Source organism: Brevibacterium sp. LS14, from assembly GCF_012027885.1.
GTDB classification, from domain to species: Bacteria; Actinomycetota; Actinomycetes; order Actinomycetales; family Brevibacteriaceae; genus Brevibacterium; species Brevibacterium casei.
The window spans coordinates 105,214-124,410 of record NZ_SJXG01000032.1; the positions used below are offsets into that span (position 1 = coordinate 105,214).

19 protein-coding genes are annotated in these 19,197 nt (G+C 65.8%); 13 read left to right on the forward strand and 6 right to left on the reverse strand.

Features of this window, described 5'->3' with window-relative positions:
- Positions 1 to 21 precede the first annotated feature (21 nt).
- The 3 genes from betT (at position 22) to EZE58_RS04295 (ending at position 3,284) form a co-directional block, all read left to right on the forward strand.
- Entirely contained in the window at positions 22 to 2,079 is a 2,058-nt protein-coding gene (gene betT, locus EZE58_RS04285; protein WP_167559931.1) for a choline BCCT transporter BetT, read from the forward strand.
- 2 nt (positions 2,080 to 2,081) lie between these two features.
- Positions 2,082 to 2,756 (forward strand): DNA-3-methyladenine glycosylase I, encoded by a 675-nt coding sequence (locus EZE58_RS04290; RefSeq protein WP_227007017.1) that lies wholly within the window; start codon positions 2,082 to 2,084, stop codon positions 2,754 to 2,756.
- 90 nt (positions 2,757 to 2,846) lie between these two features.
- On the forward strand, positions 2,847 to 3,284 hold the full coding sequence (locus EZE58_RS04295; RefSeq protein ID WP_167559933.1) for an NUDIX domain-containing protein: 438 nt from the start codon (positions 2,847 to 2,849) through the stop codon (positions 3,282 to 3,284).
- A 77-nt stretch (positions 3,285 to 3,361) separates the two neighbouring features.
- Here EZE58_RS04295 and EZE58_RS04300 read toward each other — a convergent pair whose 3' ends face one another.
- The gene (locus EZE58_RS04300; RefSeq protein WP_063248877.1) at positions 3,362 to 3,913 is read right to left on the reverse strand and encodes a hypothetical protein; all 552 of its coding nucleotides are present in this window, start codon (positions 3,911 to 3,913) and stop codon (positions 3,362 to 3,364) included.
- Between the two features lie 138 nt (positions 3,914 to 4,051).
- On the opposite strand from EZE58_RS04300, the gene EZE58_RS04305 reads away from it, so the two are divergent.
- Positions 4,052 to 5,359: an MFS transporter gene (locus tag EZE58_RS04305; protein ID WP_063248878.1), complete on the forward strand. Its 1,308-nt coding sequence runs from the start codon at positions 4,052 to 4,054 to the stop codon at positions 5,357 to 5,359.
- A 38-nt stretch (positions 5,360 to 5,397) separates the two neighbouring features.
- Here EZE58_RS04305 and EZE58_RS04310 read toward each other — a convergent pair whose 3' ends face one another.
- Positions 5,398 to 5,775: a metalloregulator ArsR/SmtB family transcription factor gene (locus tag EZE58_RS04310; RefSeq protein WP_063248879.1), complete on the reverse strand. Its 378-nt coding sequence runs from the start codon at positions 5,773 to 5,775 to the stop codon at positions 5,398 to 5,400.
- A gap of 16 nt (positions 5,776 to 5,791) precedes the next feature.
- Between EZE58_RS04310 and EZE58_RS04315 the strand changes: the two genes are divergently transcribed.
- A complete protein-coding gene (locus tag EZE58_RS04315) occupies positions 5,792 to 6,280 on the forward strand; it encodes an SRPBCC domain-containing protein (protein ID WP_063248880.1) in 489 nt (162 codons plus the stop codon).
- 9 nt (positions 6,281 to 6,289) lie between these two features.
- On the opposite strand, the gene EZE58_RS04320 is transcribed toward EZE58_RS04315, so the two are convergent.
- Positions 6,290 to 6,655, reverse strand: coding sequence for a VOC family protein (locus tag EZE58_RS04320; protein WP_063248881.1), 366 nt, complete (start codon positions 6,653 to 6,655; stop codon positions 6,290 to 6,292).
- 110 nt (positions 6,656 to 6,765) lie between these two features.
- Here EZE58_RS04320 and EZE58_RS04325 point away from each other — a divergent pair, with 110 nt between their 5' ends.
- Both EZE58_RS04325 and EZE58_RS04330 read left to right on the forward strand, forming a co-directional pair.
- On the forward strand, positions 6,766 to 7,785 hold the full coding sequence (locus EZE58_RS04325; protein ID WP_167559935.1) for a WYL domain-containing protein: 1,020 nt from the start codon (positions 6,766 to 6,768) through the stop codon (positions 7,783 to 7,785).
- Between the two features lie 12 nt (positions 7,786 to 7,797).
- On the forward strand, positions 7,798 to 8,271 hold the full coding sequence (locus EZE58_RS04330) for a hypothetical protein (RefSeq protein WP_063248883.1): 474 nt from the start codon (positions 7,798 to 7,800) through the stop codon (positions 8,269 to 8,271).
- A gap of 39 nt (positions 8,272 to 8,310) precedes the next feature.
- Here the strand turns inward: EZE58_RS04330 and EZE58_RS04335 are convergent, their stop codons facing one another.
- Entirely contained in the window at positions 8,311 to 9,315 is a 1,005-nt protein-coding gene (locus EZE58_RS04335; RefSeq protein WP_063248884.1) for an aldo/keto reductase family protein, read from the reverse strand.
- Positions 9,316 to 9,436: 121 nt separating this feature from the next.
- Between EZE58_RS04335 and EZE58_RS04340 the strand changes: the two genes are divergently transcribed.
- A complete protein-coding gene (locus tag EZE58_RS04340; RefSeq protein ID WP_063248885.1) occupies positions 9,437 to 10,228 on the forward strand; it encodes a sulfite exporter TauE/SafE family protein in 792 nt (263 codons plus the stop codon).
- 91 nt (positions 10,229 to 10,319) lie between these two features.
- On the opposite strand, the gene EZE58_RS04345 is transcribed toward EZE58_RS04340, so the two are convergent.
- Positions 10,320 to 11,234 (reverse strand): LysR family transcriptional regulator, encoded by a 915-nt coding sequence (locus EZE58_RS04345; RefSeq protein WP_063248886.1) that lies wholly within the window; start codon positions 11,232 to 11,234, stop codon positions 10,320 to 10,322.
- 153 nt (positions 11,235 to 11,387) lie between these two features.
- Here EZE58_RS04345 and EZE58_RS04350 point away from each other — a divergent pair, with 153 nt between their 5' ends.
- Genes EZE58_RS04350 through EZE58_RS04370 form a run of 5 tightly spaced genes read left to right on the forward strand, consistent with a single transcriptional unit; the run spans position 11,388 to position 17,991 of the window.
- Positions 11,388 to 13,007: a BCCT family transporter gene (locus EZE58_RS04350; protein WP_095376283.1), complete on the forward strand. Its 1,620-nt coding sequence runs from the start codon at positions 11,388 to 11,390 to the stop codon at positions 13,005 to 13,007.
- 55 nt (positions 13,008 to 13,062) lie between these two features.
- Complete coding sequence (locus tag EZE58_RS04355; RefSeq protein WP_217987195.1) at positions 13,063 to 14,523, forward strand: aldehyde dehydrogenase family protein; 1,461 nt, start codon at positions 13,063 to 13,065, stop codon at positions 14,521 to 14,523.
- Between the two features lie 18 nt (positions 14,524 to 14,541).
- Positions 14,542 to 16,275, forward strand: a complete 1,734-nt coding sequence (locus EZE58_RS04360) for a hypothetical protein (RefSeq protein ID WP_205772106.1) — start codon at positions 14,542 to 14,544, stop codon at positions 16,273 to 16,275.
- Positions 16,272 to 17,303, forward strand: a complete 1,032-nt coding sequence (locus EZE58_RS04365; RefSeq protein ID WP_063248888.1) for a membrane dipeptidase — start codon at positions 16,272 to 16,274, stop codon at positions 17,301 to 17,303. The genes EZE58_RS04360 and EZE58_RS04365 overlap by 4 nt, the downstream gene beginning before the upstream one ends.
- A complete protein-coding gene (locus tag EZE58_RS04370; RefSeq protein WP_141236351.1) occupies positions 17,260 to 17,991 on the forward strand; it encodes a hypothetical protein in 732 nt (243 codons plus the stop codon). Before EZE58_RS04365 ends, EZE58_RS04370 begins: the two co-directional genes overlap by 44 nt.
- A gap of 129 nt (positions 17,992 to 18,120) precedes the next feature.
- Here the strand turns inward: EZE58_RS04370 and EZE58_RS04375 are convergent.
- On the reverse strand, positions 18,121 to 19,197 hold a 1,077-nt coding region (locus EZE58_RS04375), incomplete at its 5' end, for an IS30 family transposase (protein WP_240941127.1).

The following is a 19,197-nucleotide window of genomic DNA, read 5'->3' on the forward strand; positions in this document are numbered from 1 at the left end:
GCCGGACGAGGGAGCGAGCAGATGTCACCACAGACACAGCAGTCCACGGACGACGCGAAGGGCGGGAAGAAGCTGCCGCCGGTGAACAAGCGCGTGTTCATCTCCGCGGCGGTCGGCACGGTCGGCATCACCCTGTGGGCGTTCCTCGCCCCGGCCAACGCCCAAGCCGTGCTCGGCGCGGTCGTGGGCTGGACCTCGGACTGGTTCGGCTGGTTCTACGTCCTCCTCGTCGCCATCGTCCTCGTCTTCGTCATCTACCTCGCCGCCTCCCGATACGGGTCGACGAAGCTCGGGCCCGAGCATTCGAAGCCCGAGTTCGGTCTCCTGCCGTGGGCGGCGATGCTGTTCGCCGCCGGCATCAGCACCGACCTCATGTTCTTCGCCGTCGCCGAACCCGTCACCCAGTACCTCACCCCGCCGAGCACCCAGCCCGAAACCGTCGACGCGGCCCGCGAGGCGACCGTGTGGACGCTCTTCCACTACGGGCTCAGCGGCTGGGGTCTCTACGCGCTCATGGGCATCGCGCTGGCCTACTTCGCCTACCGGATGAACATGCCGTTGGCGATCCGGTCGGCGCTCGCCCCGATCTTCGGCAAACGCGTGCAGGGCACGCTCGGCGACACCGTCGACTTCGCGGCCCTGCTCGGCACGATCTTCGGTGTCGCCACCTCGCTGGGCATCGGCGTCGTCATGGTCAACGTCGGCCTGAACGTCGTCTTCGGGCTGCCCGTGAGCACGGCCTCGCAGATCGCGATCGTCGTCGTCGGCGTCGCCGTGGCCACGCTCTCGGCCGTCTCCGGCGTCGACAAGGGCATCAAGTTCCTCTCCCTGCTCAACGTCTTCGCCGCGATCGCGCTCAGCCTCTGGGTGCTCGTGGCCGGGAACACGAAGTTCCTCCTCAACGCGTTCGTCCTCAACGTCGCCGACTTCTTCCGCCTCTTCCCGAACATGGTCGGCCAGACCTTCGCCTTCGAGGACACCGGAACGTGGATGACGGACTGGACCCTGTTCTTCTGGGCGTGGTGGATCGCCTGGGCATCGTTCGTCGGACTCTTCCTCGCCCGCATCTCCCGCGGCCGGACGATCCGCCAGTTCGTCATCGGCACTCTGACGATCCCCTTCATCTACATCTTCATGTGGATCTCGATCTACGGGAACTCCGCCCTCGACATCATCCGCAGCGGCAACAGGGAGTTCGGCGAGCAGACGATGCTCAACCCCGAAGGCGGCTTCTACGAGCTCCTCGCCCAGTACCCGTTCTTCGTCGTCGTCGCGGCCCTCGCCACGCTCACGGCCCTGCTCTTCTACGTCACCTCGGCGGACTCCGCTGCCCTCGTCATGGCCAACTTGTCCTCGTTCCTGCCCACCCCGCAGGACGACGGGCGGGCGTCGCTGCGCATCTTCTGGGCCGTGCTCACCGGTGCGCTCACCGTCGCGATGCTCATCGTCGGCGGGATCGGGGCGCTGCAGAGCGCGACGGTGATCATGGGTCTGCCGTTCGCCTTCGTCATCATCCTCGTCATGATCGGCCTCTACCGAGCCCTGCGGGTCGAAGGCAACCGGGTCGACAGCGTCGAGCAGAGCCTCTCCGGATCCCTGGCCCGACGCTCGACCCGGGGGCATGAGACGTGGAAGAAGCAGCTCTCCCGCGTCCTCGCGTTCCCCAGCGGCAGCAAGGTCCGCGACTACGAGCAGAACGTCCTCCTGCCGACGCTTGCCGAGATCGCCGCGGAGATGCGGGAGCGCGGCATCTCCGCGCGCTGCGGACGCGTCGATTCGGAGGGCCGTTTCGACGAGAACGGCGATCTCGTCGAACTCGAGGTCGACGGAGAGGGACAGTACCCGTTCCGCTACCAGGTGTGGCCGCACAAGGTCAGTGTGCCCTCGTTCGGCGGGCGGGTCCCGCGCGGGACGGAGGACTACTACCGGATGGAGGTCTACCTCGACGGCGGTGCCGGTCAGGGCTACGACATCATGGGCTACACGAAGGACCAGCTCATCGACGACGTCCTCGACAAGTACGAACGCCACGTCGAATTCCTCCAGATGCAGGAAAACATCACCGGCGGAACGGACTGAGGATGGCGGAGAGTTCGACGCCCACGGCGACAGACGGTGACGGCGCGAAGGCCGGCGGCGCGCCGGCGGACGGCAGGGCGGCCGCCGGTGGTCCCGTCGTCGGCGAGGACGGCCTCGCCCGCACTCCGTGGGCGTACGGCGACCCGCTGCTCCTGACGTACTACGACACCGAATGGGGTCTGCCCGTCCGCGACGAGTCCGGGCTCTTCGAGCGCCTCAGCCTCGAAGGCTTCCAGGCGGGACTGTCGTGGCTGACGATCCTGCGCAAGCGCGAACGCTTCCGGGAGGTGTTCGCCGGCTTCGACGCCGAGGCGGTCGCCGGCTTCGGCGACACCGAGATCGAGGCGCTGCTCTCCGACCCCGGCATCATCCGCCACCGCGGCAAGATCGAGGCGTGCATCGGCAATGCGCAGGCGATCCTCGAGATGCGCTCCGACGGCGGCATCGCCGACTTCATCTGGAGCTTCCAGCCTGCCGACACGCCCCGACCCGCGACGGTCGCCGAGGTGCCGACGACCGGACCGGAATCCGTTGCCCTGTCGAAGGCGCTGAAGAAGCGGGGCTTCCGGTTCGTCGGGCCGACGACGATGTACGCGCTCATGGAGGCCATCGGCATGGTCGACACGCACCTCATCGGCTCTCACCGTCGCGGCGCCTCCGGGGTCTGGCCCGCGTGAGCGCCGTGCCGGAGCCAACCTTCCCGCCGGCAAGCGATCGACCCTCCCGTCAGCAAGAGATCCCTTCCGTCAGCAGGAGATAAGGAACCGATGAAGGACATCCGCGTCAGCGCGCTCGTCGTCACCCATCCCGAACGTCCCGAGATCCTCATGGTGCGCAAGACGGGCACGACATCGTTCATGCTCCCCGGAGGCAAGCCGGAGACGGGGGAGAGCGCCGAGGCGACGATCATCAGGGAGATCGCCGAGGAGCTCGGGCTCGAGCTCGACCCGGCGAGGCTCATCCCCGTGGGCACCTTCACTGCGGCGGCCGCGAACGAAGCCGACCACCGGGTCATCGGCGACGTCTTCCGCTACGACGGGCTGCCGGTGGGCCTCGACATCGTCGACATCAGCCATCAGGCGGAGATCGCCGCTGCCGGCTGGTTCCCCTATGATCCGATGCCCGCCGACACCGCCGAGCGGCAGTTCGCCCCGCTCACCCGCGACCGCGTCGTCCCCGCGCTCGCCGAGCAGGGCGTCCTCTGAGCGCACCTCTGACCCCGCGGTGACCCGCACCGCCGGCCGTGTCAGTCCAGTGGTCCCGGTCAGCCCGGCGGCTCCGGTCAGCCCTGCGGCTGACGGGAGTAGGCGATGAGCGCCCGGTAGAGGTCGAGCGGGGCGCAGTTCGCCCCCTTGGCAAGGGACTTCATGAGCTTCCGGTATGCCGTGTAGTCGACCCTGCTCGGGTTGGACGTCTCAAGGAGACCATGGTCGTGGAGGACCCCGACGGCGCGGGAGTCGAGGATCGAGTACTTCTTCGGATCGAAGACGGTGAGCAGGGCGCTGGCGAGCGGATTGCCGACCCCGGGCAGGACCTTGAGGAAGGGCAGGCGCAGATGGTTCGGGGTGTCCTCGTCGAGGGCGACCCCGGTGACGTAGTCGATGTCGTCGCCGGAGAGCTCCTCGGCGGTCGGCAGCACGGCCACGGCCTTCCACTCGACGACCTTGAGGAAGTTCTTGCGCTTGTAGCCCTCGCGGCGCACGACCTTGGGGGCGATGTCGTCGAAGATCTCGGCTTCGAGGTCGGAGAGGTCGTAGAGCGGTTCGAAGCGGAGGACGAAACCTGTGTCGATGAGGCCGGAGGACGTGTTCTCGGGAAGCTGCGACGAGGTCATGCCGCGATTCTACAGAACGTCGAGGGACACCGGATGAACGGCCGCCGGACCCAGAGCGGGGAGCGCGGAAGGGCAGGTGACCATGGGCGATGTGAGACCAGGGACCGCCTCGGCGAGGTGGGGCGGTAAGGTCCGACTATGGCCTCCGGAACCGATGAGACGCGCACGCTGACCCCCGCCCTGCTGGGGTTGGTGTGGTCGGCGATGTTCGGGTTCTCTGGGTTCTTCCTCAGCTATTCGACGATGGTCTCGATCGGCGTCGCCGACGGACTCTCGACCGTCACCGGCGGGGCCGTGCTCACGACGATGATGGTCGGCGTCATCGCCGTCCAGCCGTTCGCGCCGAGGCTGGGGGAGCGGCTCGGGCTGCGGGCGGCGCTCCTCATCGCCCTCGGTCTGCAGCTGCTCGGGCAGGTGCTCGGCCTCGTCGTCGGTCCTCCTCTGCTCAGCCTCGTCCTCGCCGGGATCAGCGGGGGCATGGGCTTCGGGCTCTTCGTCGTCCTCGCCAACGCCGCGGTGCCGGGGACGGTGTCCGCGGGCAGGCTCGGTCGCGCGCTGGGGATCTTCGGCGGGGTGACCTCGCTCGCCGCGGCCGTCGGGGCACCGGTCGGGCTGTGGCTCATCGGCGTCGTCCCCGAGTGGTCGTTCCGGCTCGTCGCGTGCTCGACGCTTCTGCTTGCGGTGCCGACGCTCGTGCGCTTCCTGCCCGGGCGTACTCACCCCTCCTCGCCCGCCGAGGCGGTGCCCGGCGACGAGGTGGGCGGCGGGACGGTGCCGCGGGCCGATCCACCCGGCGGGACAGTGCCTCGCGCCGAGGACAACGAGCCCGCGGAGGCCGTCGAGTCGGCCGTCGAACCTGCGGGGGCGGCCGAGTCCGCGGGGGCGGTCGAGTCGCCATCGCAGCCGCGCGGTCAGGGTGCGCTGCGCCTGCTCATCATGCTCGCCCCGTTCCTCGTCGGCATGATCACATTCGGCCTCATCGTCGGGTTCGGTCCCGGTCGCGAGGTCGCCCATCCGGCGGTCTACATCCTCATCATGCAGGTGTGCTCGGTGATCGGCAGGTTCGCAGCCGGCGCCGTCGCCGATGCGCGCTCGCCTCTGGGCCTCAATCTCCTCGGCGTCGGGATGGCCGCTCTCGGTCTCACCGTCACCGCGGTCAGCGGCGCGGGAGTCGTGCTCGGGATCGCGATGGTGATCGTGGGGCTCGGGCTCGGCACCCTGCAGTCGGCGAGCCTCGTCATGGCCTTCATCACCGCGCGGACACCGGGGCGGGCGAGCGTCGCGTGGAACATGAGCTTCGACATCGGACTCGGCATCGCTGGTGTCATCGGCGGCCTCGGGTTCACCTACCTCGGCGACACGGCGACGTTCCTTCTGTGCACGGGAGTGCTCCTGCTGGCCGGTCTCGTCTCGTGGCTCGCGGCGAACCGTCGTCCGAGCCGCTGACAGTAGGTAGCCGCCCAGCGCGACCGAGCCGCGCAGTCTCAGTCAGCGTGCGGCGCGGTCCCCTCGTCGTCGAGCATCGCGAGCATGTCGACCGCCGCCCGTGCGTAGTCGCCGATCCAGCGATCGTGGATGCGCTTGATCGGCAGCGGTGCGAGCGCGAGCACCCGCGTCTTGCCGACCCTGCGCCCGGTGAGCAGCTCGGCGCGTTCGAGGACGCGGATGTGCTGGAGGACGGTGGTGCGGTCGAGGTCGGGGAACGCCTCGGCGACGGCACCCGTCGTCATCGGCTCCGCTCGGAGGAGGTCGAGGATGCGGCGGCGGGTGGCGTTCGCGAGCGCCTTGAACACGGCATCGTCACGAGCATCGGCGTCCGCCCCTGAATCCTGCTGCGCACCTGTTCCCTTCCCGACCGACATGTGATAAAAATATCACATGAATGATGAGCAGAACGACAAGAGTGCGCAGCTGGAGGAGCTCTCCTTCACCGTCACCGGGTACATCTCGAAGACGCCGCACGAGACCTATGAGGCCGTCGCCGATCCCGAGCAGCTCTCGAAGTACTTCACGACCGGCGGCGCCCGCGGGCGCCTCGAGAAGGGCGCCGAGGTGAGCTGGGACTTTGCGGACTTCCCCGGCCGGTTCCCCGTCGACGTCATCGAGGCCGTGCCCGACGAGCGGATCGTCATCGCGTGGGAGGGCAACGGGCATACGACCGCGCCGAAGACGGAGACGACCTTCGAGTTCACCCCCGTCGACGACGGGACCAGGACCCTGGTGACGATCACCGAGAAGGCGTGGGAGACGACCGTCGGGGGAGCCGAGGGCGCCTTCGGCAACTCGATGGGCTGGACCGGGATGCTCGCCGCGCTCAAGGCCTGGGTCGAGTACGGCATCAACCTCCGCGAGGGCTTCTACAAGTAGACGCGCAGCTCAGTCGACGGGCGAGACGCGGATGAGATTGCCGTCGGGGTCGGCGATGACGAAGGTACGGCCGAAGACGTCGTCGTGGGGTTCCTCGACGACGTCGACGCCCTTGCCCGTCCATTCGGCGAAGACCGCGTCGACCGCCTCAGCGGATCCGGGAACCATGAGTCCGACCTCGGAGGTGCGGGCTCCGGCCCGGGTGATCGCCTCGGCGCCCCCGCTCCACACGGCGAAGAGGACACCCGGGGCGACCTCGAAGGGGACATAGCGGGGTGTGACCATCGCCGGCGACATGTCGAAAAGGTCGGAGTAGAACGCGGTCGCGGCCTCGACGTCGGTGACGTAGACGAGGAAGAGGTTCGGGGTGGGCATGGCTGCCTCCTCTGCTGGTATGCCTGTGCTGACCCGACTACAGTGACAGCAGAAGGTGACAGTCCATGTCATCTTTGGGTGTGGTCGTCGAGAAATTGTGAGGAGCTGCGATGGAGCGCCCGCAGAGACTCCTCGCGATCCTCACCGTGCTCCAGTCAGGCAGGCGGACGACGGCGGCCGATCTCGCCGGGCAGTTCGCCGTCTCCAAGCGCACCATCCTCCGCGACATCGACGCCCTCGCCGAGGCGGACGTCCCCGTCGTCGCCGAACGCGGCCGCTACGGCGGGATCTCGCTCGTCTATGCCGCCGACGTCGACGTCGCCCGACTCTCCGACAGGGAGACGGAGGCGCTCGGTCTCGTCGGCCTCGATGTCGCCCGTGCGCGCGAGCTGGGTCTCGAGGCCCACACCCGCAGCGCCGCACGGAAGCTCTCGACCCGGGCGCCGTGGCCGAGAACTCCGGGGACTGGGGGCACCGCTGCCGACGGTCCGTCGCCGGGGCTGAGCGACCTCGTCGCCATCGACACCGCGGGTTGGTTCGACGCCGAGCGGGCGATCGAGGCCGGATCGCTCCTCGACGCGCTCCGTCGCGGGCACCGTCTCTCCCTCTGGTATCGGACGAGCGGCCGCACGGATGCCGAGCGCCTCATCGTCGATCCTCACGGCCTCTACTCCCGCGGCGGGCGCTGGTACCTCATCGCCGAGGTCGACGCGCGCCCGAGGATGTTCGCTCTCACCCGCCTCGAATCGTGGCGCGAGCTCGATGAGTCGAAGGAGGTCCGGTCGAGCGCTCCCCTCGCCGAGGTGGCTGCCAACCTCGTCTCAGCGCTCGAACAGCGACGCGACGTCGTCGTCACCGCGCTCCTCGACACGGCGACCGAGGACCTCGCCCGGCGGATCCTCGGGAGCCGACTGCTCAGCGTCGAACCATTCGACGCCTATGGCCGGGGCGCGGACGATTCGGGTCGGCAGGGGCTGAAGATCACCGTCGGCTACGACGAGGTCGACGGGGTGCGCCAGCTCATCCAGTTCGCTGACCACATCGAGATCCTCGACCCGCCCGAGGCACGAGCGCTCGTGCGCGGACTCAGCGAGGATCTGGCCGCGCGACACGGAGACGACCGACCGTGAGAGAGTGACGGTATGACTCCGACTTTTCGCAAGCGGCTCTCCTTCGGCAGGTTCGTGCTTCTGACCGCGGGGATCGGCGCCGCGAGCGGCCTCATCATCTCGCTTGTCGTTCTCGAGTTCGACCCCGGGCAGATCGTCATGCTCGTTGTGAGCACCGCATTCGGGGGAGTACTCGGTCTGGTCATGGGCATCCCAGCGGAGTTCGCGGTGCGTCTGGCGGCCCCTCGGCTGCGCAGTCGAGTCGGCGCGGTGCTCTGCTGCTTCGGCCTCGGTCTCGTCTCCGTGCTCGTCGCCCTGAACATCCTCGGAATGATCATCCAGGGTCCGGGTGACTACATCGGCGCGTATGAGTGGTCGGCCCTGCTCTTCGCGCTCGCCCTGGGCCTGCCCGCCGGCGTCCTCACCGCGTGCGCGACCTCCCACATCGTCGAACCGGTCGAGCCGAAGAACCCGAGGATCGACCGGTTCACGGGACTTCCGTACTGACGGCCCGGCAGAGCCGCCTCGGCGGGGAAGGGACCGCCCTCAGACGATGCGGGTGGGCGGGGACTGGGTCTTCGCGGGATCGGTCTCGGGGAGATCACCGAGGGCTTCATCGATTCGGGCGAGCACCTCGGCGTCGAGTCTGACCCCGGCGGCGGCCGCATTCGACTCGACCTGCTCGGGACGTGACGCCCCGACGAGGGCTGTGGCGACGTTGTCGTTGGCGAGCACCCACGCGATCGCGAGCTGACCCATCGTCAGCCCGAGGTCGGAGGCGATCGGCTCGAGCTTCGCGACCGCGGTGAGCGTCTCGTCGTTCATGTAGCGGGAGATCATGTCGGCCCCGCCCTTCTCATCGGTCGCCCGTGAGCCCGCGGGGGCCGGCTGCCCGACCTTGTATTTGCCGGTGAGCACGCCCTGCGCGATCGGCGACCACACGATCTGAGAGATGCCGAGCTCCTTCGACGTCGGCACCACCCGCTCCTCGATGACCCGCCAGAGCATGTTGTACTGCGGCTGGTTCGAGATGAGCTGGATCCCGAGGTCACGGGCGAGGTAGTGCGCCGCACGCAGCTGATCGGCGTTCCACTCGCTCACCCCGATGTAGAGCGCCTTGCCTGCGCGGACGATGTCGGCGAAGGCCTGCATCGTCTCCTCGAGCGGCGTCTCGTAGTCGTACCGGTGGGCCTGGTAGAGGTCGACGTAGTCGGTGCCGAGTCTGGTGAGCGACCCGTTGATCGACTCCATGATGTGCTTGCGTGACAGTCCGGTGTCGTTGTGGCCCTTGGGGCCGGTGGGGAAGTAGACCTTCGTGAAGATCTCGAGCGACTCGCGACGCTGGCCGGCCAGCGCATCGCCGAGGACCTGCTCGGCCGCCGTGTTCGCGTAGACGTCGGCGGTGTCGAAGGTCGAGATGCCGGCGTCGAGCGCGGCATGGACGCACTGCGTGGCGATGTCGTTCTCGACCTGGGAACCGTGGGTGAGCCAGTTGCCGTACGTGATCTCCGAGATCTTCAGACCGCTGTTTCCGAGATATCTGAACTCCATGTCCTCAGCCTACGACCGTGAGTCAAGTCCCCCTGTCCGGTCGCCGCGGAGAGGTCCCGTCGGGAGCGACGGTCGTGGCACAGCCCTTGTCCGCCGGGCTCGCGTGCGGTGTGATGGGGAGATGGACTTCGCGGTGCTCGTGCTCGTCGGGGTGCTCGTCGGCCTGACGACCGTGCTCTTCGGCTTCGGCGGCGGGTTCGTCACCGTGCCGATCATCACCGTCGTCGACGCCGACCTCGGTGCGGACACCGCGCGCGTGGCCGCGGCCACCTCGGCGCTCGTCATGCTCGTCGGCGCCCTCGTCGCCACCGTCTCGACGAGGCGGGAGACGCTGGCACACCTGACCGGCAGGTGGTGGCTCTTCGGTCTCCTCGCACTCGGCGGGGGACTCGGCGCACTCGCCGCGCGGTTCGCCCCCGAGATGCTCCTCCAGTGGGGCTTCGTCGTCTACGTCGCCGTCACGGCCGTCGACATCGTGCTGCGCCCGGGATTCTTCCGGAGGAGACCCGAGGCCGACGCCGAGACGGGCGAGGGCGGTCGCGGCATCTCACCGGTGTGGGGTGTGCCGATCGGCGGCCTCGCCTCGTTCCTCGGGGTGGGAGGCAGTGTGATGACCGTGCCGATGATGCGGCGCTCGGGAGCGACGATGACGGTGGCGACGACCTTGGCGAACCCGCTCACGCTCATCATCATGACCCCGGCGGTGATCATCACGCTCACCGCGCACGGGCAGGTCGAGGCACCCGGCTTCGTCGGGTCCGTCGACGTGCGATCGGCGGCCGCCCTCCTCCTCGGGGCGATTCCGATCATCGTGCTTCTGCGCAGGCGCGTGCCGCGGATCCCCGACCTCGTCCACGCGTGGGGCTACCTCATCCTCCTCGTCGTCGCCGGGACGGTCGTCGCGATCGCGTGAGGCACTGCGGCGGGCCATGGCGTACTTGACCGGTCGCCGGGTTCGCGAAATCCGGTTGGTCGATTAGGTGTCACCGCACTGTTCGAGCTTGTCACCCGGTCCCTTGAGTTCCGGTGAGTTCGACTGACTTCAGGGTTTCGACAGTCAGGTCGTGGAACTGAAGGACGCTGATCTGAGACTCCTTACTGCGGCGAGCGACTTGGACCTCGCTGTAGGCTTCGGGCTCTCGCAAATGCAGATAACGGATCCCTTCCCGTCTCAGGCTCTTCACGGAGTGCGGGACGATCGCGATTCCCAGTTCCGCTGCAACGAGCGCGAGCACTGTGGTGAACTGCCGCGCTTCTTGAGCAAACGGGAAGGGGCTGGGCGAGGTGAAGGCGAGGCCCGACAACAGGCTCCACGTGCGCGGAGCACTCAGGCGTGGGAGGCCGACGAAGTCGAAACCTGAGAGATCGTCCAGACCGACTGTATCGGAGGTGGCAAGCGGGTGAGCGTCGGAAACCGCAACGACCAGACGCTCGTGGAAGAGCGGCGTCACTGTGAGGTCGTCGGCAGGTGCGACGTCGCGAGTGATCCCCAGGTCGATCTCGCCGCGTCGGAGAGCTTCGACCTGCTGCCAGGAGTTGAGTTCACGCAGGTCAAGTAGTACTGCTGGGCGGATGCGCCGCTGAGAGGAAACGAGCGGCGGGAGGATCTCTCCGGCAGCTGAGGTGACGAACCCGAGTGCGACCCGACCCGTCCACCCTGATGCAGCCGCGCGCGCTGTGTCACTTGCCGCATCAGCCATTCGGATTGTCCGTCGCGCCATTTCAATGAAGGCTTCTCCGGCTGCCGTCAGCACAACTGTGCGACTCGTGCGGTCGAAGATTCGAACGTCGAGGCTCCGCTCCAAGTCGCGAATCTGTCGCGAAAGCGAGGGTTGGGCCACATGGAGTCTATCGGCGGCCCGGCCGAAATGCAGATCTTCGGCGACCGCGACCGCGTATCTGAGTTGCCTGAGTTCCATATCGACATTCTGCAGTATTGCCAATTATGAATCAATCAATACTAAACAAGTCTTGGACTGAAATGATTCAGCTCCCTACGCTGGACGATGAAAACGGCACGCAGAAGTGTCAGCTCGGGCAACGCGGCCCGGTTTGATGAACGGATTCGATCAATGAGCAAAGACCCCAATTACGCTCCGGCAGATTCTGACGACCCTCGTCCCCGTGCCGACTGGTCGGTTGCAGGGTGGAGCACGGGAATCCTCGCTGCATTCGTCGTCGCCGCACTCGTCGCGCCCGACTTCGTCGCGGACGGTGTCGCATTCGGCTTCGCAGCGGCCACGTCGTGGTTCGGTCTCTACTGGCAGTGGCTTCTCCTGTTGACGTTCTTCGTCGCACTTGCGCTCATCTTCACCCCGTGGGCGAAGGCGCGTCTCGGAGGATCGGCTGCGCCCGAATACGGTCGCTTCAAATGGATTGCCATGATCATGACCACACTTCTGGCTGGAGGGGGAGTGTTCTGGGCTGCCGCCGAGCCGCTGTACCACTATTCGACCGTGCCTCCGTACTTCGCGGGAACTGAGCAGGGCAGCCAAGAGGGCGTATTCGCCGCACTGGCCGTGAGCTTCGTTGACTGGGGTTTTCTCGCTTGGGCGATCCTCGGCTCGCTGGGTGCAATCGTCATGATGATCGCAGCGGAGAAGGGACTGCCACTGCGTCCGCGGAGCCTGCTCTATCCGATCCTCGGCAGAAAGGCGGCCACCAGCCGTGTCGGTGCGGTGGTCGACGTCGTGTGCATCGTTTCCGTTGCTGCTGGGACCATTGGTCCTGTCGGTTTCCTCGGCCTCCAGATCTCCTATGCCCTGGAGTCGCTCTTCGGCATCCCAGACGTCTATTGGGTTCAGGTGATGGTGATCGCCGTGCTCACGGCAATTGCAGGCGTGAGCGTCTTCTCCGGAATCAACAAGGGCATTCAGCTGCTCAGCAGCGTCAACGTCTTCTTAGCTCTGGGGTTGATCGCCGTAGTCCTGGCGCTCGGCTCCGCCTGGTATGTCTTACGCGGCCTGTTGGGAGGGCTGGGCCTGTACATTGCCAACTTCGTTCCGCTCTCGCTCTTCCAGGGTGACAGCGCATGGACCGCGAGCTGGACGGTCTTCTTCTTCGGGTGGTTCCTCGGATACGCTCCGCTGATGGCCATTTTCGTGGCGCGGATCTCAAGGGGGAGGACCGCTCGGGACCTGCTCATCGGCACGAGTATCCTGCCGCCGATTGCGACGACCGTCTGGTTCGCCGTGCTCGGCGGCACGGGCATCTACGTGGATCAAAAGGCCCCGGGGGCAGTGACTGGACCCCTTGCGGACGACGGACTGCCTGCTGCGATCATCGCGATCACTTCAGAACTGCCGATGTCTGTTCCCATCGCCATCGGATTTCTGGTGCTGACGATGACCTTCGTCGCGACGACGACAGATTCGATGTCTTTCGCGATCTCTCAGTCGTGCATGAGCGCAGGAGATCCGGGCCCCCGTCTCCGGGTGATCTGGGCGGTGCTCATCGGAGCAGCTGCCGCAGTCCTGATCTCGATCGGCGATGGAGGAGTCGGCGCCCTCCAGTCTGCGATCGTCATCGCCGCTGTTCCCGTCGGCTTCGTCATGCTGCCCTCCCTTGTTGCAGCACCAGTCCTTCTGCGGAATTTGGCCCTTGAGCAGGGGGTGGTTTCGCGGAAAAGGCAGATCGGCCTGCGGGCGACACGAGAAGAGGCACCCCGGGTGGAGCCGGACGCCGCGACGTGAATATCCAGTCAGTACACATCCCTATACGCCACACCGACCTAGCAAGGAGCAGCACATGATGAACGGACCTCAGAAAATCCGCAGCCTCATCGGCGGAGAGTGGGTGAACGGCGACGGCGGAGATGTCCGAAGTCTCGATCCGGCCGACCCGGATGGAGCCGCTGTCGCCGCCTATCGTGCCGTCACCGAAGAACAGATCGATGCTGCGGTCGGAGCGGCCGTAGCGGCCGCGCGAGAGTGGGATCAGGTGGGCGTTCTCGCTCGTGGAACGATCCTGCGAAGGGCTGCGGACATACTCGACGATCGAGCGGATGAGGTCGCGCAGCTGATGACTCGTGAGCACGGAAAGACCCTCACGGATTCGCGAATCGAAGTCGCCGGCACAGTCGAGACCCTGCACTATCACTCCGCTGCCTCTCGCCGTCCGAACGGGGCCACCTACCCTGCTACTCATCCGGAGGAGGTCGTGCGCACACTGCGCAGACCGGTCGGCGTAGTGGGCATCATCACGCCGTGGAACTTCCCCATCATGATCCCGGCGTGGAAGATCGCTCCGGCGCTCCTGTGGGGAAACACCGTCGTCTGGAAACCTGCGAGCGACACCCCAGCGTGCGCGGCGGTATTCGCAGAGATCCTCCACGAGGCAGGTGTGCCGTCCGGGGTGCTCAACCTCGTCTTGGCCCCGGGCTCGCTCGGCTCGCACCTCGTTGGCAACTCGGCGATCGATGCGGTCTCGTTCACCGGTTCCGTCCCAGTCGGTGAACAGATCAGGGCGACGGTCACGGGCCGCGGCGCACGTCTGCAGATGGAACTCGGCGGACACAATCCGGCCCTCGTCTTCCCCGACGCGGATGTCGAAAACGCCGCTGAACTCATCGTCGCCGCCTCAGTCAACAGCACCGGTCAGAAATGCACGGCAGTTCGCCGGATCATCGCAGTGGGAAACAGCTACGAACCGCTTCGAGAGGCACTGGTCAGGCGGTTCACGGCACTTCGCGTCGGACCGGGTACCGACTCTGAGAGCGAGCTCGGCCCGGTCATCAATGCGCGTGCGGCGGAAGAGATCACCAGTGCCATCGATCAGGCTGTGGCGGAAGGAGCTGAGGTCATCGCTCAGGCTCCGATTCCGACGACAGTCGGGTGTTGGGTGCCTCCGACTCTTCTCGAGGGAAGCACGGATCAGGCGATTGCGCGCCAGGAGGTCTTCGGCCCAGTGCCTCTGCTCATGCGCGCCGACGATCTCGACGACGCAATCGGACTCGCCAACGACACGGAGTTCGGACTGACCGCTTCGGTGTTCACCGATGACGAGCGGATCGTTCGACGCTGCTTGGCTGATCTCACCGCCGGCCTGATCAAAGTCAACGGGCCGAACACGGGTTCGGAGATTCACGCGCCCTTCGGCGGCCTTGCCGCCTCTTCATTCCCTGCACCTCGTGAACAGGCGAGTGACTCTGCAGCCGAGTTCTTCAGCATCACCAAAGCCGCGTACCAGCGTCTCAGCCCAGTGACCTGAGGACGGCGAATGACAGTGATGACGAACATTGCGGATGTATCCATGCGCAGTCCCGCAGAAGTCTGCCGCCCGACTGATATGGGCGGCGCGAGAGCGACACGGCACAGTTTCGCGCGACAGCTCATTCGAAAGATGTCGCTCGATCATTGGACCATTCGGCGAACCGTCTTCGAGCTCGACGACTTGGGCCGAGGCACTGCCGCTTACGAGATCTCGGCCAGCCAGGACCAATTTCTCACACTTGCCCTCTTCTCCCAGGTGATCTCGGAGGATGCGCGCACTGACAGAGTGATCGCAGAGAGATGGGATGTGACGGGCGCGCTCGTCGAAGGTTCGCTCGATGCAGGTGCCATCGAAGACCTCCGGTCACACGTGACCGTCCAAGAGGAGGGTCGCGCGATGCCGAGCACGGTCATCTGGGGCCGGGCGAATCGGAGCGTGCGATTCTTCGACCAGGTAGTGAATGACCTGGCAGCAGGTCGGCAGCCGAATGCTGACATCCTAGGTCTGTCCCCGTATCTCCTCCGGTCGACCGCGTTCTACAGCAACGGGAAGTTCGGCATGAGGGACTTCGAGGGTTTCGCCGCGGAACATGTGCTCGCGGTTCCGTACCGAGCACACATGATCGCTGCCTGGTTATTCAGGGAATTCAGTCTCGACCTAGCCGAACACTGCGCCAGGGCAAAGAATCCAGGCGCGGCGTCGTTCGACGAAGAATGGGCACGATACTTTGGTCTGGGCAATGCCACTGGTCTTGGCCTCGTACCGTACGTCGTCAATCATCCGGAGATCCTCGATGCTTGGCTATGGTCGCGAGAGTTTCCTCTTGCAACGGCGCTCGACCGTGAGGATCGGCCCTCGAGTGAGCCTGTCTTCACCGTGGCAACGCTGTTGGAGCGAATTGCCGCCTACCTTCGCCAACAGGGCCCCGACGAGCCTGTGCCCTTCACCTCCGGCGAACGACTGGCCGAAAGTATTGACCCCATGAGCGCTCTTGTGAGGGAGTACGTCGACTTCGGCACCATGAACTCGACGGCGACGGCTACTCCCTGGCGGACTCTCCACGATGCTGCGGATCGCGCGGGCCCCGAAGTAAGAGGCATCGTAGCCACTGTGATCACCGAACTCACCGGTGACCTCGACTCGGAGGTGGAGGCGTCTCTGGTCCGCGTCGAAGATCGCCACGTCGATCCGAAATGGCGAATCGGGCATCTTCGTGATGCGATCGGCAGGGACTACTCGTGGATCGATGAATTCGACTTCTCCGACTCGTCGCAGACCGACCGCTTCTGGTTCACTTCTGCCACGAGCGAGGAGCCTCGAAGGGGCTGCACCGGTTCGGACGAGGGCCTCGACATGCAACATGGTGTCAACGTCGCCGAGGAGATCCACAACCTGCGAGAGTCGGTAGCGTCGTTGCCAAGCGATCTCACCGTCGCAGAATTCCTCGTCTCCCAACCCAGGTTTCGAGCCGCTGTCGCACGAGTGCAGAAGGTCGGTCCGTTGAGATTCGGAGAGTTGCGAGCCAATCTGCGCTCGAGCGGGTTCCTTCCGCTCAATCCGCAGCGTCTCCAGCTGGCCGTTTACGGCATGGACAACTACAACCCGCAATCGACGGACTGGCTGCGGGTGACCCTCTTCTCGGGCGCACCGCGAGTGGCGGACATCAACGCCGGCACTGCTGACGATGACTGGATGTTCCCGCTCCGACCCGAGTCCAACCACCGAGCTGAAAGCGCAGGGAAGGCATGACCCATGGCAGGAAGTTCCATCATGACGCGATCATCGTCGATGGACTGCAGATCAACAACTGGTCTCGCGCAGTTCTCCAGGAACTGATCTCCGGCGGAGTGACAGCCGTCAATGCGACTGTGAGCGTGTGGGAGGGCATCGAGGAGAGCATCCGTGCGATCGGCGAATGGAACCAGTTCGCCGACCGAAACAGCGATATCGTGACGTTGGCGCGTTCGAGCCAGGATATTCGGAGGGCGAAGACTGAAGGCCGGGTCGCGGTCATTCTCGGGACGCAGAACACAAGCCTCTACGGGGACGACTACCGCTTGGTCAGAGTATTCGCTCAACTCGGGGTCAAGATCGTGCAGTTGACCTACAACAATCAGAACAGCGTCGGGGGCTCGTGCTACGAACCCACTGACAGCGGTCTGACTCGTTTCGGGGTCAACGTCGTGCACGAGATGAATCGCGCGGGGGTCCTCATCGATCTGTCGCACGTAGGCGACCGCACGTCGATCGACGCGGCCGAAGCATCGGCATCTCCGGTGGCTATCACCCATTCGAACCCGGACTGGTTCGTCAGTAGTCCCCGCAACAAACCTGATGCTGTCATCGAAGCGGTGACATCACGCGGTGGTGTCATCGGCGCCTGCCTTTACCCAAACGTCGTCGGCGGAGCGCACGCCCAGCTCAGCGATTTCTGTCAGATGGTCTACCGCCTGGCGGAGCAGGTCGGCATAGGGCATGTCGGCCTCGGCAGCGACTGCACTAGGAACTGGGGCGACGAATTCGTCGAATGGCTGCGCAGTGGACGGTGGCGTCCCCCGTCGCAGGAGACCGCCACGTGGCCGGCATGGCCGCACTGGTTCACTGGACCCGAGGACTTCCCCAGGCTGACAGAGGGCCTTCTGGCAGTCGGGTTCACGGAGACGGAGGCCCTAGGCGTATTGGGAGAGAACTGGCTGCGCCTCTTCGACGAAGTCTTCCCGGAAGGAGGATCGCGTGATGGCGGCATCGTGCATGATCGAACGCGTGAGCCTGCGTGAAATGCGAGAGGTCTCGTATCGCGCATTGAGGGTTCTCGGAGCCAGCCATGGTGAGGCCCAGGAAGCATCGGAGGCCGTGCAGTTCGCCGAGCTCAACGAGGGCATAGGGCTGCAGTCGGTTCTCGCCATCGCGGCTCACGGATGGTCGGATACGACCTGTGAGGTCACTTGGTTCGAATCTGAGAAGACTGCGGTCGTCGATCTCGTTTCTTCGCAGCCGCTCTGTCTGCTCGCATTCGCGGCCTCCGCGGTCGAGTTGGCCACGTGCGCAGATCGGGCAACCGCGGTCAGGTGTGAGATGAATGAGCTCAACGGACTGCTCGATGCGCATCTGAGATTGGGCGCATCCCGCCTGGATGGCGCTGTCTACGCGGCTCGGCGCTGCGCGGGCGAGCTGTCATTGCGCGGTGCGACGGCTGCGGGCGACCTGGTGACGATGAGGGGAGAGGTGGCCGATTTCCTCGATCGGCTTCCCGTGGAACTCAATGATGGTCAGACTGTCGTCGCAGTCGACGGCGGTGAGTGGGCGTCGGTTTTCGAACAGTGTGTGTCGCATTCGGCTGAAGATCTGATCGCTCGTCGAGCTGGTGCGTCCAGTAACGGTATGGGCGTCTCTGGCAAGCAGTGGGAACTGACGCGAAAGATCGCTGCAGTCTTCAACCAACCGGACAAGGAGATCAGACCATGACCGAGGTCACCTACCGCAGCAATCCACGCGGCGAAGTCCTGCCGTACGCCGCTTCGGCGACCGCAGGCGGCATAGTGTGGCTGTGCGGACAGATACCTACCCACGAAGACGGATCAGTTCCCGGCGATGTCAAGGCGTCGAAGCAACATGGGGCTCGCCGGCGAGCAGTCGAGCGAATGCCTCGGTGGGCGTGAGATAGCCCAGTCGGCGGCGGGGTCGATTGTTGATCTCCTCGGCGATGGTGGTGAGGTAGGGCTGGTGATCGGGGATCACCGTGCCCTTGGGCAGATACTCCCGGTAGAGCCGGTTCGTGTTCTCGTTGCTGGGCCTCTGCCAGGGCGAGTGGGGATCGGCGAAGTAGACCGGCATCGCCGTGGCCAGGGAGACCTTCGCGTGCTGGGCCATCTCGCTGCCCTGGTCCCACGCCAACGATGCCTTCATCATCTCGGGCAGGTCGTTGAAAAACTCGATGACCGCGTCAGCGGTTGGCTCGGCGTGTTTCGAGGGCAGGGCCAGCAGCCCGGTGAACCCGCTCATCCGCTCCACCAGCGTCGCCGCGCACGAGGTGCCGTTCTTCCCGATGATCAGGTCACCCTCCCAGTGCCCCGGCACCCGACGCTGGGCGGCGTCCTCACCTCGCTCCGCGATCGGGACCATACCTACGATTGGGCCACCGCGCGTCCGCCCGGTCGTACGTGGTCGGCGCTTGGTCCGCTTGGACTGCAGGAAGATGCCCTTGCGGGCGAGCTCACCCTTCGGGATTGCGTAGATGTACTGGTAGATAGCCTCACCGGAGACGGTTCGGCCGCGTGCGTCAGGAGAGTTCGCCATGCGTTCAACGGTCGGGTCTGTCGCCTCCAGACGCAACCGGCCCGCTATCTCGTTCGGCGTCCAGGACGCGGCCAGGTCGGCGTCCACCCTCGCCTGCAGCACCGGATCCCCCGCGACCTTCCGCTGCTGCGGGCGAGCTCGCCGACGCTGCGCTCTGACGTCTGCGGTCACGGCCTGGTAGCCGCGGGTCTTCGTCGAGTTCCGGTGAAGCTCCCGCGAGATCACCGACGGGCAACGCCCCAGGTGACGGGCGATCCTCCGCACCGACCAGCCCGCTTTCGAGGCCGCCGAGATCTCCGACCTGTCGCTGAACGACAACCCCACCCGCGCCATCTGCACACTCCACCGATCAGACCCCCGCCGACCGGGAGTGTT

Bases quoted from the DNA above. Each gene is read 5' to 3' on its own strand.
- betT (WP_167559931.1), top strand. From the start codon at position 22: ATGTCACCACAGACACAGCAGTCCACGGACGACGCGAAGGGCGGGAAG.
- EZE58_RS04290 (WP_227007017.1), top strand. From the start codon at position 2,082: ATGGCGGAGAGTTCGACGCCCACGGCGACAGACGGTGACGGCGCGAAG.
- EZE58_RS04295 (WP_167559933.1), top strand. From the start codon at position 2,847: ATGAAGGACATCCGCGTCAGCGCGCTCGTCGTCACCCATCCCGAACGT.
- EZE58_RS04300 (WP_063248877.1), bottom strand. From the start codon at position 3,913: ATGACCTCGTCGCAGCTTCCCGAGAACACGTCCTCCGGCCTCATCGAC.
- EZE58_RS04305 (WP_063248878.1), top strand. From the start codon at position 4,052: ATGGCCTCCGGAACCGATGAGACGCGCACGCTGACCCCCGCCCTGCTG.
- EZE58_RS04310 (WP_063248879.1), bottom strand. From the start codon at position 5,775: ATGTCGGTCGGGAAGGGAACAGGTGCGCAGCAGGATTCAGGGGCGGAC.
- EZE58_RS04315 (WP_063248880.1), top strand. From the start codon at position 5,792: ATGAATGATGAGCAGAACGACAAGAGTGCGCAGCTGGAGGAGCTCTCC.
- EZE58_RS04320 (WP_063248881.1), bottom strand. From the start codon at position 6,655: ATGCCCACCCCGAACCTCTTCCTCGTCTACGTCACCGACGTCGAGGCC.
- EZE58_RS04325 (WP_167559935.1), top strand. From the start codon at position 6,766: ATGGAGCGCCCGCAGAGACTCCTCGCGATCCTCACCGTGCTCCAGTCA.
- EZE58_RS04330 (WP_063248883.1), top strand. From the start codon at position 7,798: ATGACTCCGACTTTTCGCAAGCGGCTCTCCTTCGGCAGGTTCGTGCTT.
- EZE58_RS04335 (WP_063248884.1), bottom strand. From the start codon at position 9,315: ATGGAGTTCAGATATCTCGGAAACAGCGGTCTGAAGATCTCGGAGATC.
- EZE58_RS04340 (WP_063248885.1), top strand. From the start codon at position 9,437: ATGGACTTCGCGGTGCTCGTGCTCGTCGGGGTGCTCGTCGGCCTGACG.
- EZE58_RS04345 (WP_063248886.1), bottom strand. From the start codon at position 11,234: ATGGAACTCAGGCAACTCAGATACGCGGTCGCGGTCGCCGAAGATCTG.
- EZE58_RS04350 (WP_095376283.1), top strand. From the start codon at position 11,388: ATGAGCAAAGACCCCAATTACGCTCCGGCAGATTCTGACGACCCTCGT.
- EZE58_RS04355 (WP_217987195.1), top strand. From the start codon at position 13,063: ATGATGAACGGACCTCAGAAAATCCGCAGCCTCATCGGCGGAGAGTGG.
- EZE58_RS04360 (WP_205772106.1), top strand. From the start codon at position 14,542: ATGACGAACATTGCGGATGTATCCATGCGCAGTCCCGCAGAAGTCTGC.
- EZE58_RS04365 (WP_063248888.1), top strand. From the start codon at position 16,272: ATGACCCATGGCAGGAAGTTCCATCATGACGCGATCATCGTCGATGGA.